The sequence below is a fragment of the Caballeronia jiangsuensis genome, from assembly GCF_046030135.1.
Lineage (GTDB): Bacteria > Pseudomonadota > Gammaproteobacteria > Burkholderiales > Burkholderiaceae > Caballeronia > Caballeronia jiangsuensis.
In genome coordinates this window covers 210,919-230,922 of sequence record NZ_JAQQDB010000001.1, presented here as the reverse complement: position 1 = coordinate 230,922, position 20,004 = coordinate 210,919, and the positions used below count along the sequence as shown (strand labels likewise).

Below are 20,004 nucleotides of genomic sequence, written 5' to 3'. Positions count from 1 at the left end.
ACTACACATTGGGCTAATTCTGGACAGCGACAGGTGAAAGGAATCGTACTTCCTTGTCGGCAATGAAATCCTTGGTGGCATTGTCATAGTCGGCGCGGTATGGCTTCTCGGGCTGCTCGCGGAGCCATTCGTCTTTCGAACCATTCCACACCTCGAAGAGAACCAACTCGTCCTCTGACTTTTCGTCTTCGCTGAGCACCGCGCTGACAAAGGTTGCCTCCTTTGCCATGGTCTTCATTAGCTCAGTTAGATGCGGTATGAACAAGAGCTTAGTCGAGGGGACGAGCCTGAAGCGTACGCAGAGGGAAAGCATGGGAGTGGTCCTTTTGATTTGCGACGGGCACGCGGGCCGTTCAGCAGCATCTCTTCAAGCGAGCGACGCCCCGAACCCGAAAGGAGAACGGCCGCAAAGCATGGCTGCGGCCGACCGGCGGTTCAGTCCGTTGGATGCCGATTAGTTGTCGAACTGGCGAATCGTCGCGTTGTACGCACGCGTGGCCATCTCCTCCAGAGGGAGCTTGCGCTCAACTTCGGACAGGATTTCAACGCCCCAGGGACCATCAAAGCCCGTTGCCTGGACTGCCTTGATGAAACCTTTCACGTCGAGCACGCCTTCGCCCGGCAGGCGGCGCTTGTGGCACGTGTCCATCCACAACGGCTCGATTGCATAGCGGTCTGCGTCGTCGAGTTCGATACCTTTGATGAACTCGGGCTTAATCGTGGCGATTTCCTTGAAGTCGACGTTTCCGCGACTCAGATGCCAAATGTCGAGCAGCAAGCCGGCATTCGCCTTGTTCGCACCTTCGACGATGGCCTTGCCCGTTTCAATCGTGCGAACGTTGCTGAACGGCATGATTTCCAGCATGACCTGCGTGCCGCGCTTCTCAGCGTCCTCAGCCAACTTGCCGAACTCTTCGACCATGAGCGGGACGTTGGCGGTGTCGTCGCCGATGCCGGGGCCAACCTTCACGATACGCGCACGGAGTTCCTCGGCGGCCTTCAGGTAGTAGTAGCGCTGGCTATCGGAGGTGCGGCGACGCTCGCCGGTTTGATACCAGTCGACAAGAAACTCGAATTCGACGTGCTTCATACCGTTGGCTTCGAGGATACGGCGCATCTCCGGGAATCCAATTTTGTCGGCGGTGGCGTAGATATCCGAGTGAATCAAACCGATACCGTCCCAGCCCGCCTTTGCGGCGGCTTCAACGCGGTCCTTGAAGCTGAAAGGGCTGATTTCGGTCGGACCGAACGGATAAACGTCACCTGAGAGCGTGAAGTAAGCGGCAACGAGTTCGACTTTGGATTTGGACATTTGAAACCTCTTGGAAGTAACGGCGCCGCGCTGTGTGGCGCCGTCGCGTTGAATTCATGTCTCGAACTATCACGTAGAACGCGCACGGGATAAACAGCCCTCAAATCGTCTTTCCGTAGAGCGAAAGTACACAATCGGCCATCGCATGCCCCGCGCTGCCTACCAACATCGCTGCGGTGGCCTCTGCGGGCGATTCTTCAGGGCCCGTCGCGAATCGCCGCGTGGTCAATGCGATTTTTCCGGTGGGAGGAAATAACTTTTCGTTCGGTTGCATTTTTCTTTCCGACCCCAGGCTTTACTGTGCCTCCAACAAAACATCAAAACCCGGCTCTTCCACCTCATGGGCCATTTGGAGACACCAACATGAACTTCCGCAAATCCGTCATCTCTTGTCTTGCTCTCGCGGCCATCGCGAGCGCATTTGCCTCCGGCGTTCAGGCTGCTGAGCAGCCCCGTGTTGCGTTGCTGATGCCGACGCAGAGCGTCGAGTATTGGGCGCTTTATGCGAAGGGCTTCGAGAAGGAAGCGGCCGCTCAGGGCCTCAAGCTCGACGTTAAGGTAAGCAACTACGACGCAAACGAACAAGCCACTGTGGTCGACCAGACGCTTGCTCAGAAGCCCGATGTCATCGTTCTCATCCCTGTGGACTCGAGCGCCATGGTCCCGTCGATTCGCAAGATTGACCAAGCCAAGATTCCCCTGGTCGTCTCGAACTCGATGCCCGACCAGAAGTATTCCAAGTACTGGAAGGTCTTCACGGGCCCCAACGACATCAGCAACGGCGAAGTCGCCGCGAAGACCATGATTCAGGGCTTCAAGGAAAAAGGATATGGCGACAAAGGCAAAGTCATCGTCATCAACGGACCGATGGGTACGCCGCCTCAAGTTCAGCGCTATCAAGGCTTCGTGGACGGTCTCAAGAAGAATGCGCCTGGAATCGAAGTCGTCGGTTCCCAACCGGCCGATTGGGACGCTGTGAAGGCAGAAGCCGCAGCGTCGGCGCTCTTCACTCAATTCAAGGACGTGAAAGGCGTCTACACGGAAAACGACTCGCAACTTCGCGGCGTTGTGACCGCCGCACAGCGCCTTGGGCTCGACCCGTCGAAGCTTGTAATCGTCGGCCACGGCTGCGACTCCGGTGCGGTGGAAGCCATCGCTGCTGGAAAGGCATACGCCACGGTCGAGCAGTCCCCGTTTGACGACGGTGCTTACGCTGCGCGGGCGGCCAAAGACCTCGCGGCGGGCAAGGCGCCGCAAGCCATCCAGTATCTGCCGAACCCTGCTGCGACCAAGGCGACGCTCAACGTCTGCTATTCGCTGAAAAAGTAACGCGCGCTGCAGCGTTGACCGTCGCACAGGCGGCGGGACGTTTTTCGCGACCCTACGGGGTCGCGTTCGTTTTATGAACGGAGACAACGATGAGACGAGAGATTGGCGTAGCTGTGATTGGCACGGGTTTCATGGGAAAGGCACACGCGCTGGCGTATCGTGCCGTGCCAAACGCCTTTCCGAATTCGCTAAAGCCGCGAATGGTGGCAGTGGCCGACGTGAATGAGGCAGGTGCCCAGCAAGCGGCTGAGCACTTCGGCTTCGAACGAGCGACGGCTGACTGGCGCACGTTGCTGGACGACCCCGGTGTGCAGGTCATCTCAATTACGACTCCATGCAGCCTACATCGGGAAATGGCTCTGGCGGCGATTGCCGCCGGCAAGCACGTACATTGCGAAAAGCCGATTGCTCCGTCGGCCGCCGATGCACTCGAGATGATGAAGGCTGCCGAGGCTGCGAAGATGGTTACGCAGGTTGGCTACAACTACATCAAAAACCCCGTACTCAAGCTGGCGCGGCAGATGATTGCATCTGGTGAGCTTGGCGAAATCACAAGCTTTCGCGGCGTCCACGCTGAAGATTACATGGCCGACCCGGAGATTCCGTATGGATGGCGAGTTGACCCTCAGAACGGGGCTGGCGCGCTGGCTGAAATTGGTAACCATATCGTCGGCATGTCTCGATTCCTCCTCGGGACCGTCACCCAGGTCAACGCGCAGCTCGAGACCGTCAACAAAACTCGACCGGTGGCGCCAGGGTCGTTCGAGCGGCGTGAAGTCAAGGTCGACGACATCGCCCGACTGATGGTGACGTTTGAGCGAGGATGCTCAGGGTCTATCGAAGCGAATTGGGCAGCGACCGGCCGCAAGATGCAGCTCGAGTTCGAGGTCTACGGAACGAAAGGGGCACTGTGCTTCTCGCAAGAGCGCTTCAATGAGCTTCAGTATTTCAAGGCCGGTGGCGACCCTCGGACATCGGGCTTCACCCGTATCGAAGCGGGTCCGGCTCATCCTCCCTACGAAAATTTCACCGTCGCCGGCGGGCACCAGCTGGGGTTCAATGATTTGAAAACCATCGAGATGGCCGAGTTCATCGCAGCTATCGAGCACGGCACGCCCACGTTCCCGGATTTCCGTGAGGCATAAGAAATCCAACGCATCGTCGACGCGGCGATTCGGTCGTCAACACAGGGAAAGCGAATCACTCTCTAAGAGAGCAACAGGCTCAGGTTACGCGCGGTTGGTCGAGCATCACGCTCCGCCTCCGCGCGTTTTTTTGTGGACCATAGTTAGCGCGGATATTTCCTTCTACCGGAAATATCATTTCGCCGCAGCGCATTTTTCTTTCCCAGGCGAACTAATAACCTGTGACTCAACGATAACGAAGCCGCTGACGCGAGTTTCTGCTGGAGACGACGCGCATTCCTGCGCACGCAGCGATTACCTGCAAATCCTCTCCTCAAAGACAACCAGCAGCAGCGTCGCTGATGCCGCAGCCTCTTTCGGCTCGTTCGGAGCCGTGGCAAACAAACTGCCCAGCATCGTCGCAGGACATCGTTATTCGAGATGTATGCCGTCACCCACACGCGGCCAGCTACGCGCAGGAATTGGGTGACTGTGACAGGCATCAGCCCTTGACAGCGGAGGACCGAAGAGTCTCCGCGTTTGGAGGAAGACAATGCTGCAAGACGCGAATTCCGGCGCCGAGCCGGTAGCTGCTCAGAGTCTGCTCTGCGCTCGTAATCTCACAAAACATTATGGCGGCGTCAAGGCGCTGACAGGTGTCAGCCTCGAACTGGCGCCAGGTGAGATTCACGCGCTCTGTGGAGAGAACGGCGCTGGCAAAAGCACGTTCATCAAGATTCTCGGCGGCCTCGTTCAGCCTGACGACGGCGAAATCACCGTCGATGGCCACAACCTGAAACTCGGGAGTCGCACGGACCCTCGACTCATCTCCATCGTTCACCAAGAGCTCGCGATTGTTCCGACGCTCTCGGTGCTCGACAACATTCTTCTCGGTGGCGCGGACCAGAGCGAAATCTACCGACGCAGTCAATATCGCGACTCCGTCCGCGAGCATCTCGACTCGGTCGGGTTGTCACACGTCAAGCTCGACGCTCCGGCGTCCCGACTCAGCCTCGCCGAATGTCAGCTCGTAGAAATCGCACGGGGCATGTCGCGGCAGGCGAAGGTGCTCCTGCTCGACGAGCCGACCGCCACGTTGTCGGACGCGGAGATTGTTCGAGTCTTTGACGTCGCGCGCAAGCTGCGCGACCAAGGCACCGCAATGATATTCGTGAGCCACAGGCTCGATGAGGTTTTTGCGCTGACGGACCGGGTCACGGTTTTCCGCAACGGCCAGCACGTCCTGACGCAACGTACCTCCGACATGACGACCGCTGAAGTAGTCAAGGCGATGATTGGGCGTGAACTTGTGCATAGCAAGGTCAAGCCGCCCGAGAGCCGCGCTGATGTCGCGCCGCGGCTGTCGGTGTCCAACCTGACGGTTGCAGATAAGGTCAAAGACCTGTCGGTCGATGTAGCGCCTGGTGAAATCCTGGCAGTCGTCGGCCAGCTTGGTTCTGGAGCCGAAGTCCTTGTCGAGGCGCTCGCCGGACTGCGCGGCGACATCTCCGACGCTGTCAAGGTCGATGGACAGCCCAACAAGCTCGACAGCATCCGTAGTTCCCTGAAGGCAGGTATCGCATACGTCGCGGAGGACCGTGCCGATAAAGGCGTGTTTCTGGATGCGCCGATTGCTATCAACATCACGGCCTCCGTCATGGCGAAGTTCAGCAAGGCCGGAATCATGCGACGTGCTGGCGAGCAGAAAGAAGCTCGACGGCTAGCGTCGATGTTCGCCATCGACCCGAAGCGCCTTCCGCATGAAGTGTCGACGCTCAGCGGTGGCAATCAGCAGAAGGTGTCGCTCGCCAAAGCCGTCGCGCTCGCGCCTCGCCTGCTGCTCTTGAACGAACCCACACGAGGCGTCGACATTGGCGCTCGCGCGGAAATCTATTCGACGCTTCGCGCGATGGCGGACGAGGGCTTGGCGATTGTCTTCTACTCGACAGACCTCGAAGAAATTCTGGAACTCGCAGACACCGTTCTCACTGTATTCCGTGGTCGGATGGTCCGCCATAAACCTCGATTTGAAATCGATGGTGACACGCTGCTCCACGACATCGTCGCGGGCGATAGCGACACATCTCACGGACATATCTCTTTCCGAAACCAACCTGCGGAGGTGGGTAATGCATAAGACCGCTCTGGAGCCCACTGCACAAGTGTCGCCAACTGCGTTGCGACGGTGGGCATCTGCACTTTTTGGAACGACGAGCATTCATGCCGCGTCGATTCGAATCGCGACGCTCGTCCTCATCGTCGTCGCTGCGGCCATCGTGCCGCACTTCACGGAGTTCGGGAACCTGCAGTCGCTGATGTATTCGGTAGCGGCGGTCGGTATCGGGGCTATCGGTATGGCGCTCGTCACCCTCAGCGGCAATCTGTTCATGTTGTCGATGGGCGCGACAGCAGCGGTCTCGACCGTCATGTTCGCCGCGCTCATTCACTTGGGCTTGGGAGCGACGCTGCTGCTTGTCGTATTGAGCGGCCTGCTGATGGGTGCCGTTCAGGGCGGAATCATCGCTCTAGGGAAAGCGAACCCCATCATCACGACGATTGCCACCTCGTCAATCATCATCGGCGCAGGTGTCATCTACACCGGCGGCCTGACGGTCATCGGTAAAGGCGACGCCACCTGGCTTGGTCAAGGCAAGCTGTTTGGCTGGCTGCCGACTCAAATCCTGGTGCTGGTCGTTTTTGCTGCAATCGCGAGCTTCATTCTCCAGAAGTCGCGCATTGGGCGTGAAATCCGCTTGCTCGGAATGCGAGCCGAAGTTGCGCGCATTGCCGGACTTCGGACGATGGCCGCGATACTCGTTTGTTACGCATTCGCTGGGGCAGCAGCTGCACTCGCCGGCTCATTGATTGCCTCGTCGTCGGCCCAAGGCAATTTGACGTATGGCATCGACCTCGACTTTAACGCGATTGCCGCCGTGCTGGTCGGTGGCATTTCGATTCGAGGTGGTCGTGGACAGATTTCGGACGCAGTCACCGGTGCCATCTTCCTCGCGGTCATCAGCAACATCCTGTTGGTCAGCGGCGTGAGCTACGAATACCAACTGGTCGCAAAAGGCATCGTGGTTCTCGCGGCGGTGGTGTTCGGCGCCTTGCTCGCCCGGCTCGGTCCGGGACGGAAATAACAGGAGACTCGGAAATGGACCAATCTCAACGACTTCTCAATCTGGCGATTCGGCTCGTCCTGCTCGTCGGCATGCCCGTCATCTTCGGCCTGAGCGTCAATCACTACTTTTCGCAGGCCAACCTGTACGCGATTTTTCAGGCGTTTGCGTTCCTTGGAATTATCGCACTCGGTCTTTCGGTCACGATGGTTGCTGGCGAATTCGACCTGAGCGTGGCGGCCATCTCGACGGTGGCCGGGCTCATCACTGTGAAGTTCGGCGGCGATAGTGCTTTGCTGGGCATTCTGTACGCGCTTATCTTTGGCGTGGTGGTGGGCGTTGCGAACGCAGCCTTGTTGCCATGGCTCGGCGTCTCCTCGCTGGTGACAACCGTTGGCTCGATGATGTTTTTGACCGGCGTGGGGTACTGGCTCGCAGGGGGACGTGTCTTGAGCTACGGCAATCTCGACGTCAGCGACTTTCTCGACCAAAGCGTGGCAGGCATCTTCTCGCCGCGAAGCCTCATCACAATCGCCTGCTTTGTCGTGGTTTCGCTGTTCCTCCGCTTTACCACTCTCGGTCGCGACATTTACGCATCCGGCGGACACCGAAAGGCGGCGATTCAGAGCGGTGCTCGAGTCGGTAAGGCTCTGACGGTCGGCTTTGTCATCTCGGGTGGATTGTCGGCTCTGGGCGGGGGTTTGCTCTCACTGAGCCTCGCGACCGCCTCCGCGACGATGGGTAGCAACATCCTGCTCCAGGCGGCCTCGGCGGCCATCGTCGGTGGGGTGGCTCTGGGCGGCGGTATCGGTTCGCCACTCGGTGTCGCAATGGGCGTCCTAATTCTCACCATCTTGAACAACGGGCTTGGTTTGTTGAACGCGACGTCTACACAGATTCTCCTCGTCAACGGCCTCTTGCTTCTGATTGTGGTCCTGCTCGATGGCCGCCTGGGCGCAGTCTTGGCTTCCTCAATCGAACGATTCGCGCGGAGAAAGACGACTACCGCCGCGTAACGCTTTCAATACTCCTGTACGGCCGACGTGCTTTCGACGCGTCGGCCGTTTCTATTTCTCCGTTCATAACCAGGCTGTTCGAGAGGCAACGGGGACGGGTGCAGAACACGCACAGGACAGTTTCCAGTTTGCGGCAGCAACTCGGTCGAAAGGGTTGAGGTGGTTCGCCGTTGCGCAGTGTAAGCGGGAGCAATACTATCTAGTGAATCAGGCGCGGGGCGCCTACGTACTCCTCGGCTAGGCAAATCAGCCGTGAACAACTCGCGATTTCTCGCGGCGTTATCCGCACCGTTCGTATTGGGCGGCTTACTACACTTCGCGTATCCGCTAGTACAGCCAGCGGATTATCATCATTTTGCCGACACTCGGCTTATTTGTGGCGTGCATAACGGCGCGGATGTTCTCTCCAACCTTGCCATCCTCGCCGCGGGCCTAGTGAATCTGTGTTGGTGCTGGCGACGTCGGGCCTCTGACGCTGTTCAAATGCCCGGCATGCTAATGGTCTCGCTGGGGTTCGTCATGGCCGCGGCCGGTTCTGCGGTCTATCACCTCCGTCCGACAGATGCGACATTAGTATGGGACCGCTTGCCGATGACAGTCATTTTCGCGGGCATCCTTGCTATGCTTTATACCTCCATCACAGGACGAAGAGTTCCCTGGTCGCAGTTGGCATCGTTGGTCGCGCCAGCCATGCTGACGGCGCTCATCTGGGCTCGGTTCGGAGAACTGTGGCCGTACGCGCTTCTTCAGTATGGAGGCCTCGCCGCCGTCGTCGGATTCACTATCTCGCGGAAGGTCGCCAACCCGAGCGGATGGTGGGCCCTCATTTGCTGCTACGGCGTTGCGAAGCTGCTTGAAATGTTCGATTCGTCAATTTGGGTGGCGACGGACCATGTCTTGGCTGGTCACTCGCTTAAGCATATTGCGTGCGGAGCGGCCGGAATCGCGCTCCTTGCTATCGTCAAACCGCTCAGGTCAAGCGAGTCAAATGCTTCGCCGAGGAGACTCTTTGTTGCTCGACGAGACCCGATTCGAGGTCGATGAGAGAAAAAAATGGGTCACTCGAGGGTGACCCTTCGTCTTATGAAGCGAGACTACGCATTCGGTCTTGTCGTGGCACTGCGATGCCCGTCGTCTGCATCGGAACTGGAACGCGATATCGCGTTCTCGCCGAACTCCTACGACTACTGGGCGAGGTATCCGCCATCGATGACCAGTTCACTACCGGTTACGAACGAAGACTCGTCGCTCGCGAGGAAGATGCAACCCGCAGCAACCTCTTCCGGCGTACCCATCCGACCCATCGGCGTGCTCTTGATGATTCCAGCATTCATGTCATCCGACTGCGCTTCAACGAGGGGCGTCCGAATGAGTCCAGGATGAACGGAATTCACACGGATGTTCTCAGGTGCGTAAGTTACAGCGGCATTCTTCGTCATATTCCGAACGCCGCCCTTGGCTGCGTTGTACGCTGCCGCGCCAGGTACGCCCACGTTTCCCCAAATAGAAGCGAAGTTAATAATTGAGCCACGCTTGGCAGCCCGCATTGACGGCAGCACGGCTTGCATACCCAGAAAGCTTCCCGTGAGATTGACCCCGAGGACACGGTCCCAACTTTCTCTGTCGGTTCCATGGACAGGCTCGTAGCACGCGACGATACCGGCGTTGTTGACGAGCACGTCGATACGCCCGTGCTTCGCAAGAATTTCCTCGACCACTCGAGTCCAATCTCCATTTAACGACACATCGAGCATCACATGTTCGATGTCATCAGTCTCTGTTCCAGCTTTGACGTCGCCCGCGACTACCGTCGCGCCCTCTCTAGCAAACGCCTGTGCCACGGCGAGGCCGATTCCTTGCGCTCCACCCGTGACAAGGGCGACTTTCCCTTCCAGTCGGTTCATCTTGTTCTCCGAAAACATAGCCTTAGCTGTTTGCATCGAGGTAGGCGGACGCCGTTCGCGCCCGCCGTGAGGTTCTAGCGGCCTTTGCGGCGCATCTGGTCGAGGAAGACAATGCCGATAATCAGCATACCCGTTACGATTCGTTGCCAGAATGGGTCGATGTTCAGAAGGTTCGCGCCTTGCGAGAGCGTGGTCAGGAGCGCTGCGCCGATAATCGGGCCTTGAATGTTGCCGACTGCGCCGAAGAGACTTGCGCCACCGATGACCGCCGAAGCGATGGACTGCAATTCCCATCCTTCGCCGGTGGTCGCCATCCCAATGCTGAGTCGGCTCGCGACCAGGATGCCGACAAGCGCCGCGCATACCGCGGAAACGATATAGGCCACGTAAATAACGAGCGTGACGTTGACACCGGAGAGTCGAACGGCCTCCTTATTTGAGCCGACGGCGAAAAGATAGCGCCCCCACTTGGAACGATGCAGAAGGAAATACCCCGGAACAGCAACAACCAGCACGGTCCAGAACAACGTCGGCACCCCGAGGAATGAGCCACGGGCGAACGAGGTGAAGGCCATCGGTAATCCCGCCACCGGCTCGCCCCGGGTGATGAGAAGCGTGAATCCACGCAAGGACGTAAGGGTTGCCAGTGTCGTGATGAACGGCGGAAGACCGAGCTTGGTGGTGCAAAAGCCGTGAAACGCGCCAATCACGACTCCAATCATCAGCGTCAAGACAATCGCGGCGCTGATAGGCATGCCGCTCTTAATCAGCATCGAGACCACGACAGACGAAAGGCCGACGACGGCACCAACGGAAAGGTCGATACCAGCGGTAATCATCACGAATGTCTGCCCGATGGCGATGATGGCCCAGAACGAGACTTGCCGCATCAGGTTCGTGATGTTCTCTTCAGTGAGAAAGTTCCGCGTTGCGACCGACAACGCGACCCACAGAAGAATGAGAACAAGAAACAGCGTGAGGTCCAGCAGCCAGGTCATTCGACCGAGCCGGGACATGGTCGCGGGGGTTTGAAGGGTCGACATTTTCATCCTCGATTGAATCTAGACGTTTGGATACGAAAGCATCAAGCGCCGATTGCGGCAGCGAGAATGGCTTCGTGGGACGTGGCACTCGGAACATCGCTGGCCGCAAGCCTTCCTTTGCGAAAGACGTGCAACTTGTCGGCGAGGTCGTAGACCTCGGGCAGATAGGACGAAATCAAAATGATTCCGGCGCCTTCCTCCAGCAGTTTTGCGAAGAGCTTGTAAATTTCGCTCTTCGCGCCGACGTCGACGCCCACCGTTGGCTCATCTACGATGAAGAGGTCTGCGCCAGGAATCAGCCACTTCCCGAGGACAATTTTTTGTTGGTTTCCGCCGGAAAGAGACGAGGCGTTTGCTTCGATGCCAGACGTACGAATTGAGAGCGCCTTGACTTGGGCGTTGGCATTCTTGCGTTCATCGCCACGACGCAAGAGCCCTCCGAGCGAAATCGACGGGTAGCTGGCCAGGTTGAGATTCAGCCGAACCGGCAGATTGAGACAAAGCCCTTGGTCCCGACGGCTTTCGGGCAGGAGCGCGATACCCGCCTTGACTGCATCTCGCTCCGACCGGATGCGAAGAGGCGTCCCACACCATGTGACCGAGCCTGCAGTTCGTTTCCGGCGACCGAAGAGCGTTTCTACGAATTCGCTGCGCCCGGAGCCAATCAGCCCGTAGAGGCCGACGATTTCGCCACGTCGAACAGTCAGCGAGATATCTTCGAAGCCTGCGCCAGACAATCCTTCGACTCGGATGAGTTCCTCGCCGATGGGTACTTCGGCCTTAAAATGGACATCCGCGACCTCACGAGCGACCATGTCCTTGACCAATCGAGACGTCAACGGCTCTGCTTCAACACCTTTGACCTGGTGCGTCGAGATGAGGCTTCCGTCCCGCATGACACTGGCGCGGTCAGCCAGTTCGAGAATCTCCTCCATCCGGTGGCTGATATAAACAATCGTGACGCCACGCGCATTGAGCTCACGGATGAGCTTGAAGAGTTGGTCAGTCTCACTTCGTGTGAGGTAGGCCGTCGGCTCGTCGAAGATGATGAGTCGTGTGTCACCGGAGGCGGCCCGTGCTGTAGCCACAAGTTGCTGCTGGCCGATTGTCAAATCTCCGAGGCGCCTCGAAGCATCGATTTCGAAGCCGACACGCTTGAGCAAAGCACGGCCGTCTGCGAGCATCTTTCGGCGGCGCATCATGCCGAAGTTTGTTTCCTCATGGCCGAGGTAGAGATTTGCAGCAACGCTCAGATGCGGGCACAGCACCACCTCTTGATGGATGGCAGCGATGCCGAGCTTTAGCGCGTCGAGCGGACCCGCGAACTCGACCGGCGTGCCGTCCCAGACGAGCGAGCCGGTCGTCTTCTGCACGGCGCCAGTAAGTATCTTGATGAGTGTCGATTTCCCAGCTCCGTTCTCACCTGCGATTGCATGGACTTCGCCTTTGCGGAGTTCGAGGTCTAACGATTTCGGCGCAGTCGTGCCTGGATAGACTTTGCTCAACCCGCGTAGCGTGAACAGAGGTTCGTTCATGTCGCATCTCCCTGTGTTCGCTGACATGCGTCAATGGCAGCTGAGGTCCGGATTGAGCAGGCGCTTACCATCAGGCGTGTCGAGGTCGGCACTGCGGATGACATGTACTCCCGTGTCGACGAAGGTGTTGACCTTCTCGCCCTTGACCTTCTTGACAGCCGTTTCGATAGACAGGTAGCCCATTTGGAACGGGTCTTGAACAATCATTGCTTTCATGTCACCGCTTCGAACGAGCTTGACGAGTTCATCGGTCGAGTCGACGGTGACCCCCATTACGCGGTCTTTTGCCTTCGTTTCTGCGATGCCTTGACCTACGCCGAGGCCGCTGTAGAAGGTATCCCCGAAGATTCCCCGAAGTTGAGGAAAGGTCGAAAGCACGTCGAGAGTCGTATTGAGTGACCCGGTGACGGAGCCGTCACCGATGCGGGTTGTGACCACCTTCAGACCGGGGTACTTCTTGGCGACCTGGTCTTTAAATCCGTCGACACGGTCCTGAACAGACTTGACGCCCGGAAGAAACTGCAGAATCGCAACTTGACCCTCAGCTTTGCCGTATTTCTTTTGTATCTCTTGGGCAAGGGTGTCCGCACCAAGCCGACCTGCAGCGACGTTGTCCGTCATCACCGTAGCGGCGACCTGCTTTGAGTTGGACGGCGTGTCCGCGACGACCACCGGAATCTTGGTCGCGGCTTCATCGATTGCCGGGCCAAGTGCTTCGGCGGAAACCGGGGTGATGACCACCGCCGCCGGTTTGCCAGAGACGGCGTTCTCAAAAATCCCGATTTGGCCGGACATGTCGGCTTCGCTACTGGCGCCGAGTCTGGGCACCGTCACGCCATACTTCTTTCCGGCAGTGCATGCCCCTGCAAAGACGGCCTGCCAGAACGGCACGCTCGTATTCTTCACAATCACGGGGATGGTCATGGTTGAGGCCGCCATCGAGTTCGATGACAGCGCCACGGCTGCAAATGCCGCCATCGTTGCAATGAACACTTTCATGTCTGTCTCCTATGGAATATGTCTTGTGTTTGCTCGCTGTAGACGCTTGCGCGTCCGTCATGTATTCACGCTGACCAGAATCTTCAGCTTCGCGCTGCCAGGAGCCAGCAGCGCGTCGAATCCTTGCTCCTTCACGTCGTACATGCCGACTTCTGCATCAATGACCTTTTCGACGGGGAAGAGTCCGCTGCGCATCATTGAGAAGATGCGCGGCCAGATGGTGAGTGGGTAGTTCAGCGAGCCCCTGATGGTCAGGTCCTTAACCGTCCAGCGGAACGGGTCGGCCTCAACCCTTCCTGACATCAGGCCGACTTGAACAACGACGCCTTGCGCACGAACCGAATCGATGCAGGTATCGAACGCGCGGCCATTGCCCGAGCATTCGATGGCCGCGTCCACGCCGACACCTTCAAGAGTCGTTCTGCGAATATGTGCGGCGATATCTGTGGACAGAGGGTCAACGACCGTCACTCCAATGTCCATGCGCTCAAGTCGCTCGCGACGGTTTGCGTTGGGCTCGCTCACAAAGATGGTCGTCACGCCAGACGCGCGCGCAGCGAGGGCCGCCATCGCGCCAATGGTCCCGGCACCCGTAATCAGGATGCTGTCCCCTGCCTTGACACCCGCACGGTCGACCGCGTGCACGCCTACCGCTGCAGGTTCGACCAGCGCACCTTGCTGGTCCGTGATATCCGGAGGTAACGCAATTGCGTTCGACTCTTGGACGATGGCCTTCTCAGCCATCCCACCCCAGGGCCAACTCAGACCGACAACGGAGGCATTGGGGCCGAGGAAAGGCAGGTTACGACGCCCGAAATAACCTCGCGCGGACCAATCTGAGGCTGGATGGACACACGGTCGCCTTTTGAGACGCTCGTCACGGCGCTTCCGACCGCCAGTACTTCGCCGGAGAATTCGTGTCCGAGAATCTGTGGGAGCGTGGCGCCGCTGTAGGGGTTCGAACTTACGGACGTCCAAGTAGGACCGTGGTCAAACTCGTGCAGGTCCGTGCCACAGATGCCGCAAAACGTCGGACGGACAAGCACCTGGTCAGGTGCGAGCTCGCCGGGTTCTTCTACGTCGTCAATACGAAGGTCGTGCTTGCCATGGAAACGAACGGCTTTCATCTTTTCCTCAAAATGAAGACAACAAGGCCCTAGGCGGAAGAGACCGAAGGGTCTACCGCACATGGAAAGCGTTGTGGATGTGCCTACCGCGCCGACTGACTAGGAGCGGGCGGGTAAAAAGGAAGCGCTCGGTTGCGAGGCGAGGAAGTGCGAATGATTCATCGGTGTCTCCTGGGGCATCATTGGCGCCGGTTCCCTGAGTGGGATTTTGTGCTTATAGGGTATGGCCGGTTTCCGCCGAGAAACATGCTTGGGGCCGAAATCATATTTCCGCTGGGCGGAAATATCGTCGAACGCGATTCGGCGGTGATGCGCCGAACCCCACGCGGTGAGCCTCCTTCAAGTTGAAAAGGTCATCCAGCGTTCCTCAAGATTGAGGCTTTTCACGCGCTCAATAAGGAAGTCAGTGAAAACTCTAATTTTTGCAGGCTGGTAACGCCGGCTCTGATACGCCAAATTGATGGTCAGACGTGGTAGCTGCCAATCCTCGAGCACTGGAACGAGACGCCCTGACACGATGTCGTCGTGAATGATGTAGAGGGGCTGTACAACGATGCCAAGTCCCGCACGACCTGCCGCGACGATGACTTGGCCTTCGTTTGAATCCAAGGCACTGGTGATGGCTATATTGCGTTCTTCCCCTCTGCGACGCAGATGGAGCAGATACGGGTCGACGGCCAAGTTGTAGACGAGCATCTTGTGCTGCTCGAGCTCCTCGGGGTTCTGAGGGCGACCGTACTCGGCGAGATAGGCTGGTGAGGCCGCCAATATTCGTCGCGTCTCAGCGAGCCGCCGAATGGTAATGCCCGAGTCTCCCTCGTGCTCCTTTGTGCGAATCGCGATGTCTATTCCGGCTTCGATGAAGTTTTGATACTGGTTCGCCGCGACGATTTGCACCGACAGATTCGGATATCGCTTGAGGAACTCGGGAAGCGCCGGTGCGATGTGCATCATCGCGAACGACACGGAGCTGGTGACCCGCAGGACTCCTCTTGGGCTGACGGCCTCTTCGGACGCGATTGAGTCAGCTTCAGCGAGCTCAGATATAACGGCCGTGCATCGACGATGGTATTCGCGGCCCGCATCGGTAAGCCACATGCGCCGTGTCGTGCGTTCAATCAACCGGGCTCCGAGATGTTCCTCCAACGAGCTTAAGGTTCTGCTGGCTGCGGCATTAGACATGTCGAGCTGCTCGGCAGCTTTCGACAGGCTACCTAGGTCAGCGGTGAGCACAAACAGCTGCAATTGCGTCCAGCGGTCCATCGTATCTCTCTCGTCCGGTGCTGGTGGAAGAATCGAACAGGATTCTTCCACCCGTTGCGGGTCAATATGCCCCACGGACTTGAATAGATAAACCGACGCGAAATCGCCAGTTTGTAGAGTCAATTTCTACAATTCGTGCAGTGCAGAGTGCGACCACGAGGCGCGTCAGACACGTGACGCGCCTATTCTTCCGGCAAGAGGAAATGTCATTTCACTTGGGGGCATTTTATTTACGCGGGTGACGCTTTACCTTTCGTCTTCATACGCCTGAGCGCACAACGGAGACACGCACGATGCGCAACATCAACGAAGACACCATTACCCAAGCCGTTATCGCCTCATTCGCCGACTGCAAAAACGGAAGGCTGAGGACCGTCATGACGAGTCTGGTTCAACATCTCCATGCCTTTGCCCGCGACGTCCAACTCACCGAGGACGAGTGGTTCAAAGCAATCAAATTTCTGACAGAAGTCGGTCATATCACCGACGACAAGAGGCAGGAGTTCATCCTGTTGTCCGACACGTTGGGACTCTCAATGCTCGTCATGTCCCAGAACAATCGCAAGCCTGCGAACTGCACGGAAGCGACGGTCTTCGGGCCTTTCTTCGTCGAGGGCGCGCCGCTCTACAGTAACGGCGACGACATCTCGAACGGAGCGAAAGGCGCTCCCTGCTATGTAAGCGGCCAGGTGCGTGGCGCAGGTGGCGAAGCCATTGGAAACGCGCTTCTCGATGTTTGGCAATCGGACGAAGACGGCTTCTATGACGTGCAGAACCAAGATGAAGCTGGCAATGTAGTCCATAGCGCGCGAGGTCGGTTGAGAACGGACGCGGAAGGCTTCTTCAACTTTCGTTCGATTCTGGCTGAGGCGTATCCCATTCCTCATGATGGGCCTGTCGGCCGCATGCTGTCGGCGGTCGGTCGCCATCCTTGGCGCCCTGCGCATCTGCATTTCATGATTGAAGCGCCCGGCTACGAGACGCTCATCACTCACGTGTTCCGGGACGGTGACCAGTATCTCGATTCGGACGTCGTGTTCGGAGTGCGCTCGTCGCTGATATCAGAGTGGAAGCGTCATGAGCCTGGCCTAGCCCCCGACGGGCGGCGGATTGATGTTCCGTGGTACTCGCTCGATTATGACTTCGTGCTCAACCCTTCGGAGGTGCGTGCATGATTCGGCACATCGTCATGTGGCGTGTTGCTGGTGACACGCAGGCGGAACGGCTCGCCGCGTCAAATCTGGTCAAAACCAAATTTGAAGATTTGCGCGGTCGCATCCCAGGAATGCTCTACCTCGAAGTCGGCCTTGACCATAGCCGAGTCGATTACGCCTGCGATGCCGTTCTCGTCACCGAGTTCGATTCCCAAGAATCGTTAGAAGCATATGCGTCTCATCCAGAGCATCTGCGCGTACGCAATGAACTCGGCGATTTGCGCACCGCGCGATTCCAGGTTGACTACCAAGCAGACGCTGGCCTGAGCGGTGAGCGTACAGCGGAGTTTTTTCATGCAAAAGCGTGAGTTTATTTATCAAGCACGAGCCGGTCGAGTGGTATTCGGACCGGGCAGTTTGCAGCACCTTGAGCGTGAGGTGCTGGAGCTGAAATCGGAGCGGGCGCTCATATTGTGTAGCCCGGAGCAGAAAGAAACTGGCGAAGCCGTGGCGGCTCGTCTAGGTGCACGGGCCGCTGGAGTATTCGACCGGGCGGTCATGCACGTGCCGCTCGAGTTGGCAAAGGAAGCTCGCGCGCTGGCGCGCGAACTAAAGGCAGATTGCGCAATCGCTGTTGGTGGCGGCTCGACCATTGGGCTTGGCAAGGCAATCGCGTTGGAGTCCGACCTGCCAATTCTTGCGGTGCCGACGACCTACGCCGGCAGCGAGATGACGCCCATCTATGGCATCACCGACGGAGGATTAAAGAAAACCGGTACAGACCTGAGGGTTCTACCGAAGACCGTGATTTACGATGCCGACCTGACAATGTCGCTCCCGGTCGCCCTGTCGGTCACCAGTGGAATCAACGCAATCGCTCACGCAGCCGAAGCGTTGTATTCCCGTGATGCAAACCCCGTGACCAGCTTGATGGCAGAAGAAGGCATTGCCGCTCTTGCCCGCGCGTTGCCGGCAATCGTCGCCGACTCGCGAGACGTTGAAGCTCGCGCCGACGCGCAATTTGGTGCCTGGCTCTGTGGAACGGTATTGGGCAGCGTTGGCATGGCCCTTCATCACAAGTTGTGTCACACACTCGGTGGCAGCTTCAACCTTCCTCACGCGCCGACGCACACTATCGTCCTGCCGCACGCGCTCGCGTACAACCGGCAAGCGGCACCCGAAGCAATGAAACGCATTGCACGCGCGCTGGGTTCAGACGACGCCGCGACGGGTATCTACGAACTCGCGAAACGCTGCGGCGCACCGCTCGCGCTCAAAGATGTAGGCTTGTCGGCTGAGGACGTTTCGAAGGCCGCAGACATAGCCAGCTCAAACCCGTATTGGAATCCGCGGCCGATTGAGCACGACGCGCTGCTCGGTCTATTGCAAGATGCGTTTGACGGTGTCGCTCCGAGTGCGACATCGGCCTGACCCAAGAACCGAAGCAAGGAGACAACATGCATTTCACCGTCTATTGCCTCGACCATCCGAATATGGTCGAGCGTCGCCTTGAAAATTACGATGCCCACAAGGCGTATCTGCAGACAGCGCCGGTGAAGACACTCATCTCCGGTCCGCTGACGAAGTCGGATGGGCAAACGATGATTGGCAGCTTCTTCCTTTACGAGGCCGATGGCATCGAAGAAATCCAGAATTTCGTCGATACAGACCCGTTCAACAAAGCAAGAATCTGGGCCTCGGTCGATATCAGGCCATTCATCAAGCGGGTAGACAACCGCTAAGACCATTGCTTCATTGCGTTTCAAAGTGCTCCTCGCCGTAAGCCAGGAGCGGGGAGCGTTCGTCCTCGAAGAAGGGCAAACCGGATAGCGACGCTTTCAACTTCTAGAGTTCGCACCGACACATAACATCAGAACGGAGACATCATGCAGACAGGACTTGACGGGAAGATTGTGCTCATCACGGGTGCCGCGCAAGGCATCGGACGAGCTACTGCACTCGGGTTTGCGCGCGAAGGCGCACGGCTTTGCCTCATCGATATCGACGGCAACGCGCTAAAAGAAGCCGAGTCCGAACTCCGCGCGCTCGGCACGAACGTTACGATTGCACAGGCGGACTTATCGACCGCAGAGGGGGTCAAAGGCGGTATCGATACGGCCCTGAAGTCCTACAACGGCCAGGTCGACGTGCTCGTCAACAATGTCGGCGCCGGGAAGGTCCGCACATTCGACGAGCTCTCGGATGAAGAATGGGATTTCACGATGAATCTCAACTTCATGAGCTACGTGCGGACGTGTCGTTACTTGCTGCCCGTGCTGCGAAACCGTGAGAAGGCGGTCATTATCAACAACGCGTCGGACTTGGCACGGCAGCCTGAGCCGGTGCCGATTGACTATTCAGCATCGAAGGCTGCGGTGCTTGCGCTGACGAAAGGTCTTGCTCGTGCCGAGGCCCCGAAGATTCGCGTGAATGCTGTCGCACCAGGACCGGTCTGGACGCCGTTCTGGACGAAAGAAGGCGGCTTCGCTGACACCATGGGCAAGTTCCACGGCATGGCGCCCAAGGACGCTGTCGAGCATGAACTGTCCTTGCGGCACTTGCCGCTCAACCGTCTGGGGCAGCCCGATGAAGTGGCCAACGTGATTGTGTTCATGGCCTCAGACCTCGCGTCCTTCGTCACTTCTGCGGTGTGGGGTGTCGACGGCGGCAGTATCCGCAGCCTTATTTGAACGGGCCGGATAGCGAACGGCTTTCTCGTACGAACTGCCCAGAGGACCAGCGCATGTCGGCTCATGACCGCTTCCTTGCTTCTAATGTGTCGTCCAAAGAGCGAGCGTTTCTCGTTGAAGCGCTGGAATTGTTGATGCGTGAGCGCTCCAACGCGTTGCGCATTGCAATAGCGGTGGCCGCGGCGCGCGGCGACCGGCTTCCCGATGTCCAGGACTTCGGCCTCGACGACATCCTACGTCTAAGCAGACAACTCGCTGACGGCGCTGGTTCTGACCCACACGAGAGTTGGTTGGGAGCACCGGCACCGGTGAAGACACGGGCAAATACAAGTCGACGACGGACGTCCTAGGCTTCTTAAAGCAGGTTTGAACAGTCGACGCACGTTGAT

At 58.1% G+C, this 20,004-nt stretch carries 20 protein-coding genes; 10 read left to right on the top strand and 10 right to left on the bottom strand.

Annotated features, from left to right (window positions below; translation table 11 throughout):
* Positions 1–13 precede the first annotated feature (13 nt).
* The 3 genes from PQR08_RS01025 to PQR08_RS01015 all read right to left on the bottom strand — a co-directional run bounded on the left by PQR08_RS01025 (position 14) and on the right by PQR08_RS01015 (position 1,586).
* The gene (locus tag PQR08_RS01025) at positions 14–238 is read right to left on the bottom strand and encodes an antibiotic biosynthesis monooxygenase (protein ID WP_238294166.1); all 225 of its coding nucleotides are present in this window, start codon (positions 236–238) and stop codon (positions 14–16) included.
* Positions 239–454: 216 nt separating this feature from the next.
* Positions 455–1,312: a sugar phosphate isomerase/epimerase family protein gene (locus PQR08_RS01020; protein WP_250486825.1), complete on the bottom strand. Its 858-nt coding sequence runs from the start codon at positions 1,310–1,312 to the stop codon at positions 455–457.
* 100 nt (positions 1,313–1,412) lie between these two features.
* Positions 1,413–1,586: a hypothetical protein gene (locus PQR08_RS01015; protein ID WP_238294170.1), complete on the bottom strand. Its 174-nt coding sequence runs from the start codon at positions 1,584–1,586 to the stop codon at positions 1,413–1,415.
* A gap of 89 nt (positions 1,587–1,675) precedes the next feature.
* Between PQR08_RS01015 and PQR08_RS01010 the strand changes: the two genes are divergently transcribed.
* From PQR08_RS01010 to PQR08_RS00990, 5 genes are all read left to right on the top strand, one after another.
* Entirely contained in the window at positions 1,676–2,641 is a 966-nt protein-coding gene (locus PQR08_RS01010; protein ID WP_238294172.1) for a sugar ABC transporter substrate-binding protein, read from the top strand.
* Between the two features lie 89 nt (positions 2,642–2,730).
* A complete protein-coding gene (locus tag PQR08_RS01005) occupies positions 2,731–3,786 on the top strand; it encodes a Gfo/Idh/MocA family protein (protein ID WP_250486826.1) in 1,056 nt (351 codons plus the stop codon).
* A 532-nt stretch (positions 3,787–4,318) separates the two neighbouring features.
* Complete coding sequence (locus PQR08_RS01000; RefSeq protein ID WP_250486827.1) at positions 4,319–5,902, top strand: sugar ABC transporter ATP-binding protein; 1,584 nt, start codon at positions 4,319–4,321, stop codon at positions 5,900–5,902.
* The gene (locus PQR08_RS00995; RefSeq protein ID WP_250486828.1) at positions 5,895–6,905 is read left to right on the top strand and encodes an ABC transporter permease; all 1,011 of its coding nucleotides are present in this window, start codon (positions 5,895–5,897) and stop codon (positions 6,903–6,905) included. The genes PQR08_RS01000 and PQR08_RS00995 overlap by 8 nt, the downstream gene beginning before the upstream one ends.
* Before the next feature lie 14 nt (positions 6,906–6,919).
* Positions 6,920–7,900, top strand: coding sequence for an ABC transporter permease (locus tag PQR08_RS00990; RefSeq protein WP_250486829.1), 981 nt, complete (start codon positions 6,920–6,922; stop codon positions 7,898–7,900).
* A gap of 1,184 nt (positions 7,901–9,084) precedes the next feature.
* Here the strand turns inward: PQR08_RS00990 and PQR08_RS00985 are convergent.
* The 7 genes from PQR08_RS00985 to PQR08_RS00955 form a co-directional block, all read right to left on the bottom strand.
* Entirely contained in the window at positions 9,085–9,804 is a 720-nt protein-coding gene (locus PQR08_RS00985) for an SDR family NAD(P)-dependent oxidoreductase (protein WP_250486830.1), read from the bottom strand.
* A gap of 74 nt (positions 9,805–9,878) precedes the next feature.
* Entirely contained in the window at positions 9,879–10,847 is a 969-nt protein-coding gene (locus tag PQR08_RS00980) for an ABC transporter permease (RefSeq protein ID WP_238294188.1), read from the bottom strand.
* Between the two features lie 41 nt (positions 10,848–10,888).
* Entirely contained in the window at positions 10,889–12,382 is a 1,494-nt protein-coding gene (locus PQR08_RS00975; protein ID WP_408160986.1) for a sugar ABC transporter ATP-binding protein, read from the bottom strand.
* Between the two features lie 30 nt (positions 12,383–12,412).
* Complete coding sequence (locus tag PQR08_RS00970; protein WP_250486832.1) at positions 12,413–13,381, bottom strand: ABC transporter substrate-binding protein; 969 nt, start codon at positions 13,379–13,381, stop codon at positions 12,413–12,415.
* 57 nt (positions 13,382–13,438) lie between these two features.
* A complete protein-coding gene (locus tag PQR08_RS00965; protein WP_250486833.1) occupies positions 13,439–14,125 on the bottom strand; it encodes a zinc-binding dehydrogenase in 687 nt (228 codons plus the stop codon).
* Between the two features lie 17 nt (positions 14,126–14,142).
* Positions 14,143–14,508: an alcohol dehydrogenase catalytic domain-containing protein gene (locus PQR08_RS00960; RefSeq protein ID WP_408160985.1), complete on the bottom strand. Its 366-nt coding sequence runs from the start codon at positions 14,506–14,508 to the stop codon at positions 14,143–14,145.
* A gap of 339 nt (positions 14,509–14,847) precedes the next feature.
* Positions 14,848–15,771 (bottom strand): LysR family transcriptional regulator, encoded by a 924-nt coding sequence (locus PQR08_RS00955; RefSeq protein ID WP_238294247.1) that lies wholly within the window; start codon positions 15,769–15,771, stop codon positions 14,848–14,850.
* A 293-nt stretch (positions 15,772–16,064) separates the two neighbouring features.
* Between PQR08_RS00955 and PQR08_RS00950 the strand changes: the two genes are divergently transcribed.
* The 5 genes from PQR08_RS00950 to PQR08_RS00930 all read left to right on the top strand — a co-directional run bounded on the left by PQR08_RS00950 (position 16,065) and on the right by PQR08_RS00930 (position 19,615).
* Positions 16,065–16,946: an intradiol ring-cleavage dioxygenase gene (locus PQR08_RS00950; protein WP_238294196.1), complete on the top strand. Its 882-nt coding sequence runs from the start codon at positions 16,065–16,067 to the stop codon at positions 16,944–16,946.
* Positions 16,943–17,293, top strand: a complete 351-nt coding sequence (locus PQR08_RS00945; RefSeq protein WP_238294198.1) for a Dabb family protein — start codon at positions 16,943–16,945, stop codon at positions 17,291–17,293. The genes PQR08_RS00950 and PQR08_RS00945 overlap by 4 nt, the downstream gene beginning before the upstream one ends.
* Entirely contained in the window at positions 17,280–18,356 is a 1,077-nt protein-coding gene (locus PQR08_RS00940; protein ID WP_250486834.1) for a maleylacetate reductase, read from the top strand. Before PQR08_RS00945 ends, PQR08_RS00940 begins: the two co-directional genes overlap by 14 nt.
* 26 nt (positions 18,357–18,382) lie before the next feature.
* A complete protein-coding gene (locus PQR08_RS00935) occupies positions 18,383–18,667 on the top strand; it encodes a YciI family protein (protein WP_029672618.1) in 285 nt (94 codons plus the stop codon).
* A gap of 144 nt (positions 18,668–18,811) precedes the next feature.
* Positions 18,812–19,615, top strand: coding sequence for an SDR family NAD(P)-dependent oxidoreductase (locus PQR08_RS00930; RefSeq protein ID WP_238294201.1), 804 nt, complete (start codon positions 18,812–18,814; stop codon positions 19,613–19,615).
* Positions 19,616–20,004 lie beyond the last annotated feature (389 nt).

What these genes read in the sequence shown, in the direction of transcription:
- PQR08_RS01025 (WP_238294166.1), bottom strand. Translation starts at nt 238, where the DNA reads ATGAAGACCATGGCAAAGGAGGCAACCTTTGTCAGCGCGGTGCTCAGC.
- PQR08_RS01020 (WP_250486825.1), bottom strand. Translation starts at nt 1,312, where the DNA reads ATGTCCAAATCCAAAGTCGAACTCGTTGCCGCTTACTTCACGCTCTCA.
- PQR08_RS01015 (WP_238294170.1), bottom strand. Translation starts at nt 1,586, where the DNA reads ATGCAACCGAACGAAAAGTTATTTCCTCCCACCGGAAAAATCGCATTG.
- PQR08_RS01010 (WP_238294172.1), top strand. Translation starts at nt 1,676, where the DNA reads ATGAACTTCCGCAAATCCGTCATCTCTTGTCTTGCTCTCGCGGCCATC.
- PQR08_RS01005 (WP_250486826.1), top strand. Translation starts at nt 2,731, where the DNA reads ATGAGACGAGAGATTGGCGTAGCTGTGATTGGCACGGGTTTCATGGGA.
- PQR08_RS01000 (WP_250486827.1), top strand. Translation starts at nt 4,319, where the DNA reads ATGCTGCAAGACGCGAATTCCGGCGCCGAGCCGGTAGCTGCTCAGAGT.
- PQR08_RS00995 (WP_250486828.1), top strand. Translation starts at nt 5,895, where the DNA reads ATGCATAAGACCGCTCTGGAGCCCACTGCACAAGTGTCGCCAACTGCG.
- PQR08_RS00990 (WP_250486829.1), top strand. Translation starts at nt 6,920, where the DNA reads ATGGACCAATCTCAACGACTTCTCAATCTGGCGATTCGGCTCGTCCTG.
- PQR08_RS00985 (WP_250486830.1), bottom strand. Translation starts at nt 9,804, where the DNA reads ATGAACCGACTGGAAGGGAAAGTCGCCCTTGTCACGGGTGGAGCGCAA.
- PQR08_RS00980 (WP_238294188.1), bottom strand. Translation starts at nt 10,847, where the DNA reads ATGTCGACCCTTCAAACCCCCGCGACCATGTCCCGGCTCGGTCGAATG.
- PQR08_RS00975 (WP_408160986.1), bottom strand. Translation starts at nt 12,382, where the DNA reads ATGAACGAACCTCTGTTCACGCTACGCGGGTTGAGCAAAGTCTATCCA.
- PQR08_RS00970 (WP_250486832.1), bottom strand. Translation starts at nt 13,381, where the DNA reads ATGAAAGTGTTCATTGCAACGATGGCGGCATTTGCAGCCGTGGCGCTG.
- PQR08_RS00965 (WP_250486833.1), bottom strand. Translation starts at nt 14,125, where the DNA reads ATGGCTGAGAAGGCCATCGTCCAAGAGTCGAACGCAATTGCGTTACCT.
- PQR08_RS00960 (WP_408160985.1), bottom strand. Translation starts at nt 14,508, where the DNA reads ATGAAAGCCGTTCGTTTCCATGGCAAGCACGACCTTCGTATTGACGAC.
- PQR08_RS00955 (WP_238294247.1), bottom strand. Translation starts at nt 15,771, where the DNA reads ATGGACCGCTGGACGCAATTGCAGCTGTTTGTGCTCACCGCTGACCTA.
- PQR08_RS00950 (WP_238294196.1), top strand. Translation starts at nt 16,065, where the DNA reads ATGCGCAACATCAACGAAGACACCATTACCCAAGCCGTTATCGCCTCA.
- PQR08_RS00945 (WP_238294198.1), top strand. Translation starts at nt 16,943, where the DNA reads ATGATTCGGCACATCGTCATGTGGCGTGTTGCTGGTGACACGCAGGCG.
- PQR08_RS00940 (WP_250486834.1), top strand. Translation starts at nt 17,280, where the DNA reads ATGCAAAAGCGTGAGTTTATTTATCAAGCACGAGCCGGTCGAGTGGTA.
- PQR08_RS00935 (WP_029672618.1), top strand. Translation starts at nt 18,383, where the DNA reads ATGCATTTCACCGTCTATTGCCTCGACCATCCGAATATGGTCGAGCGT.
- PQR08_RS00930 (WP_238294201.1), top strand. Translation starts at nt 18,812, where the DNA reads ATGCAGACAGGACTTGACGGGAAGATTGTGCTCATCACGGGTGCCGCG.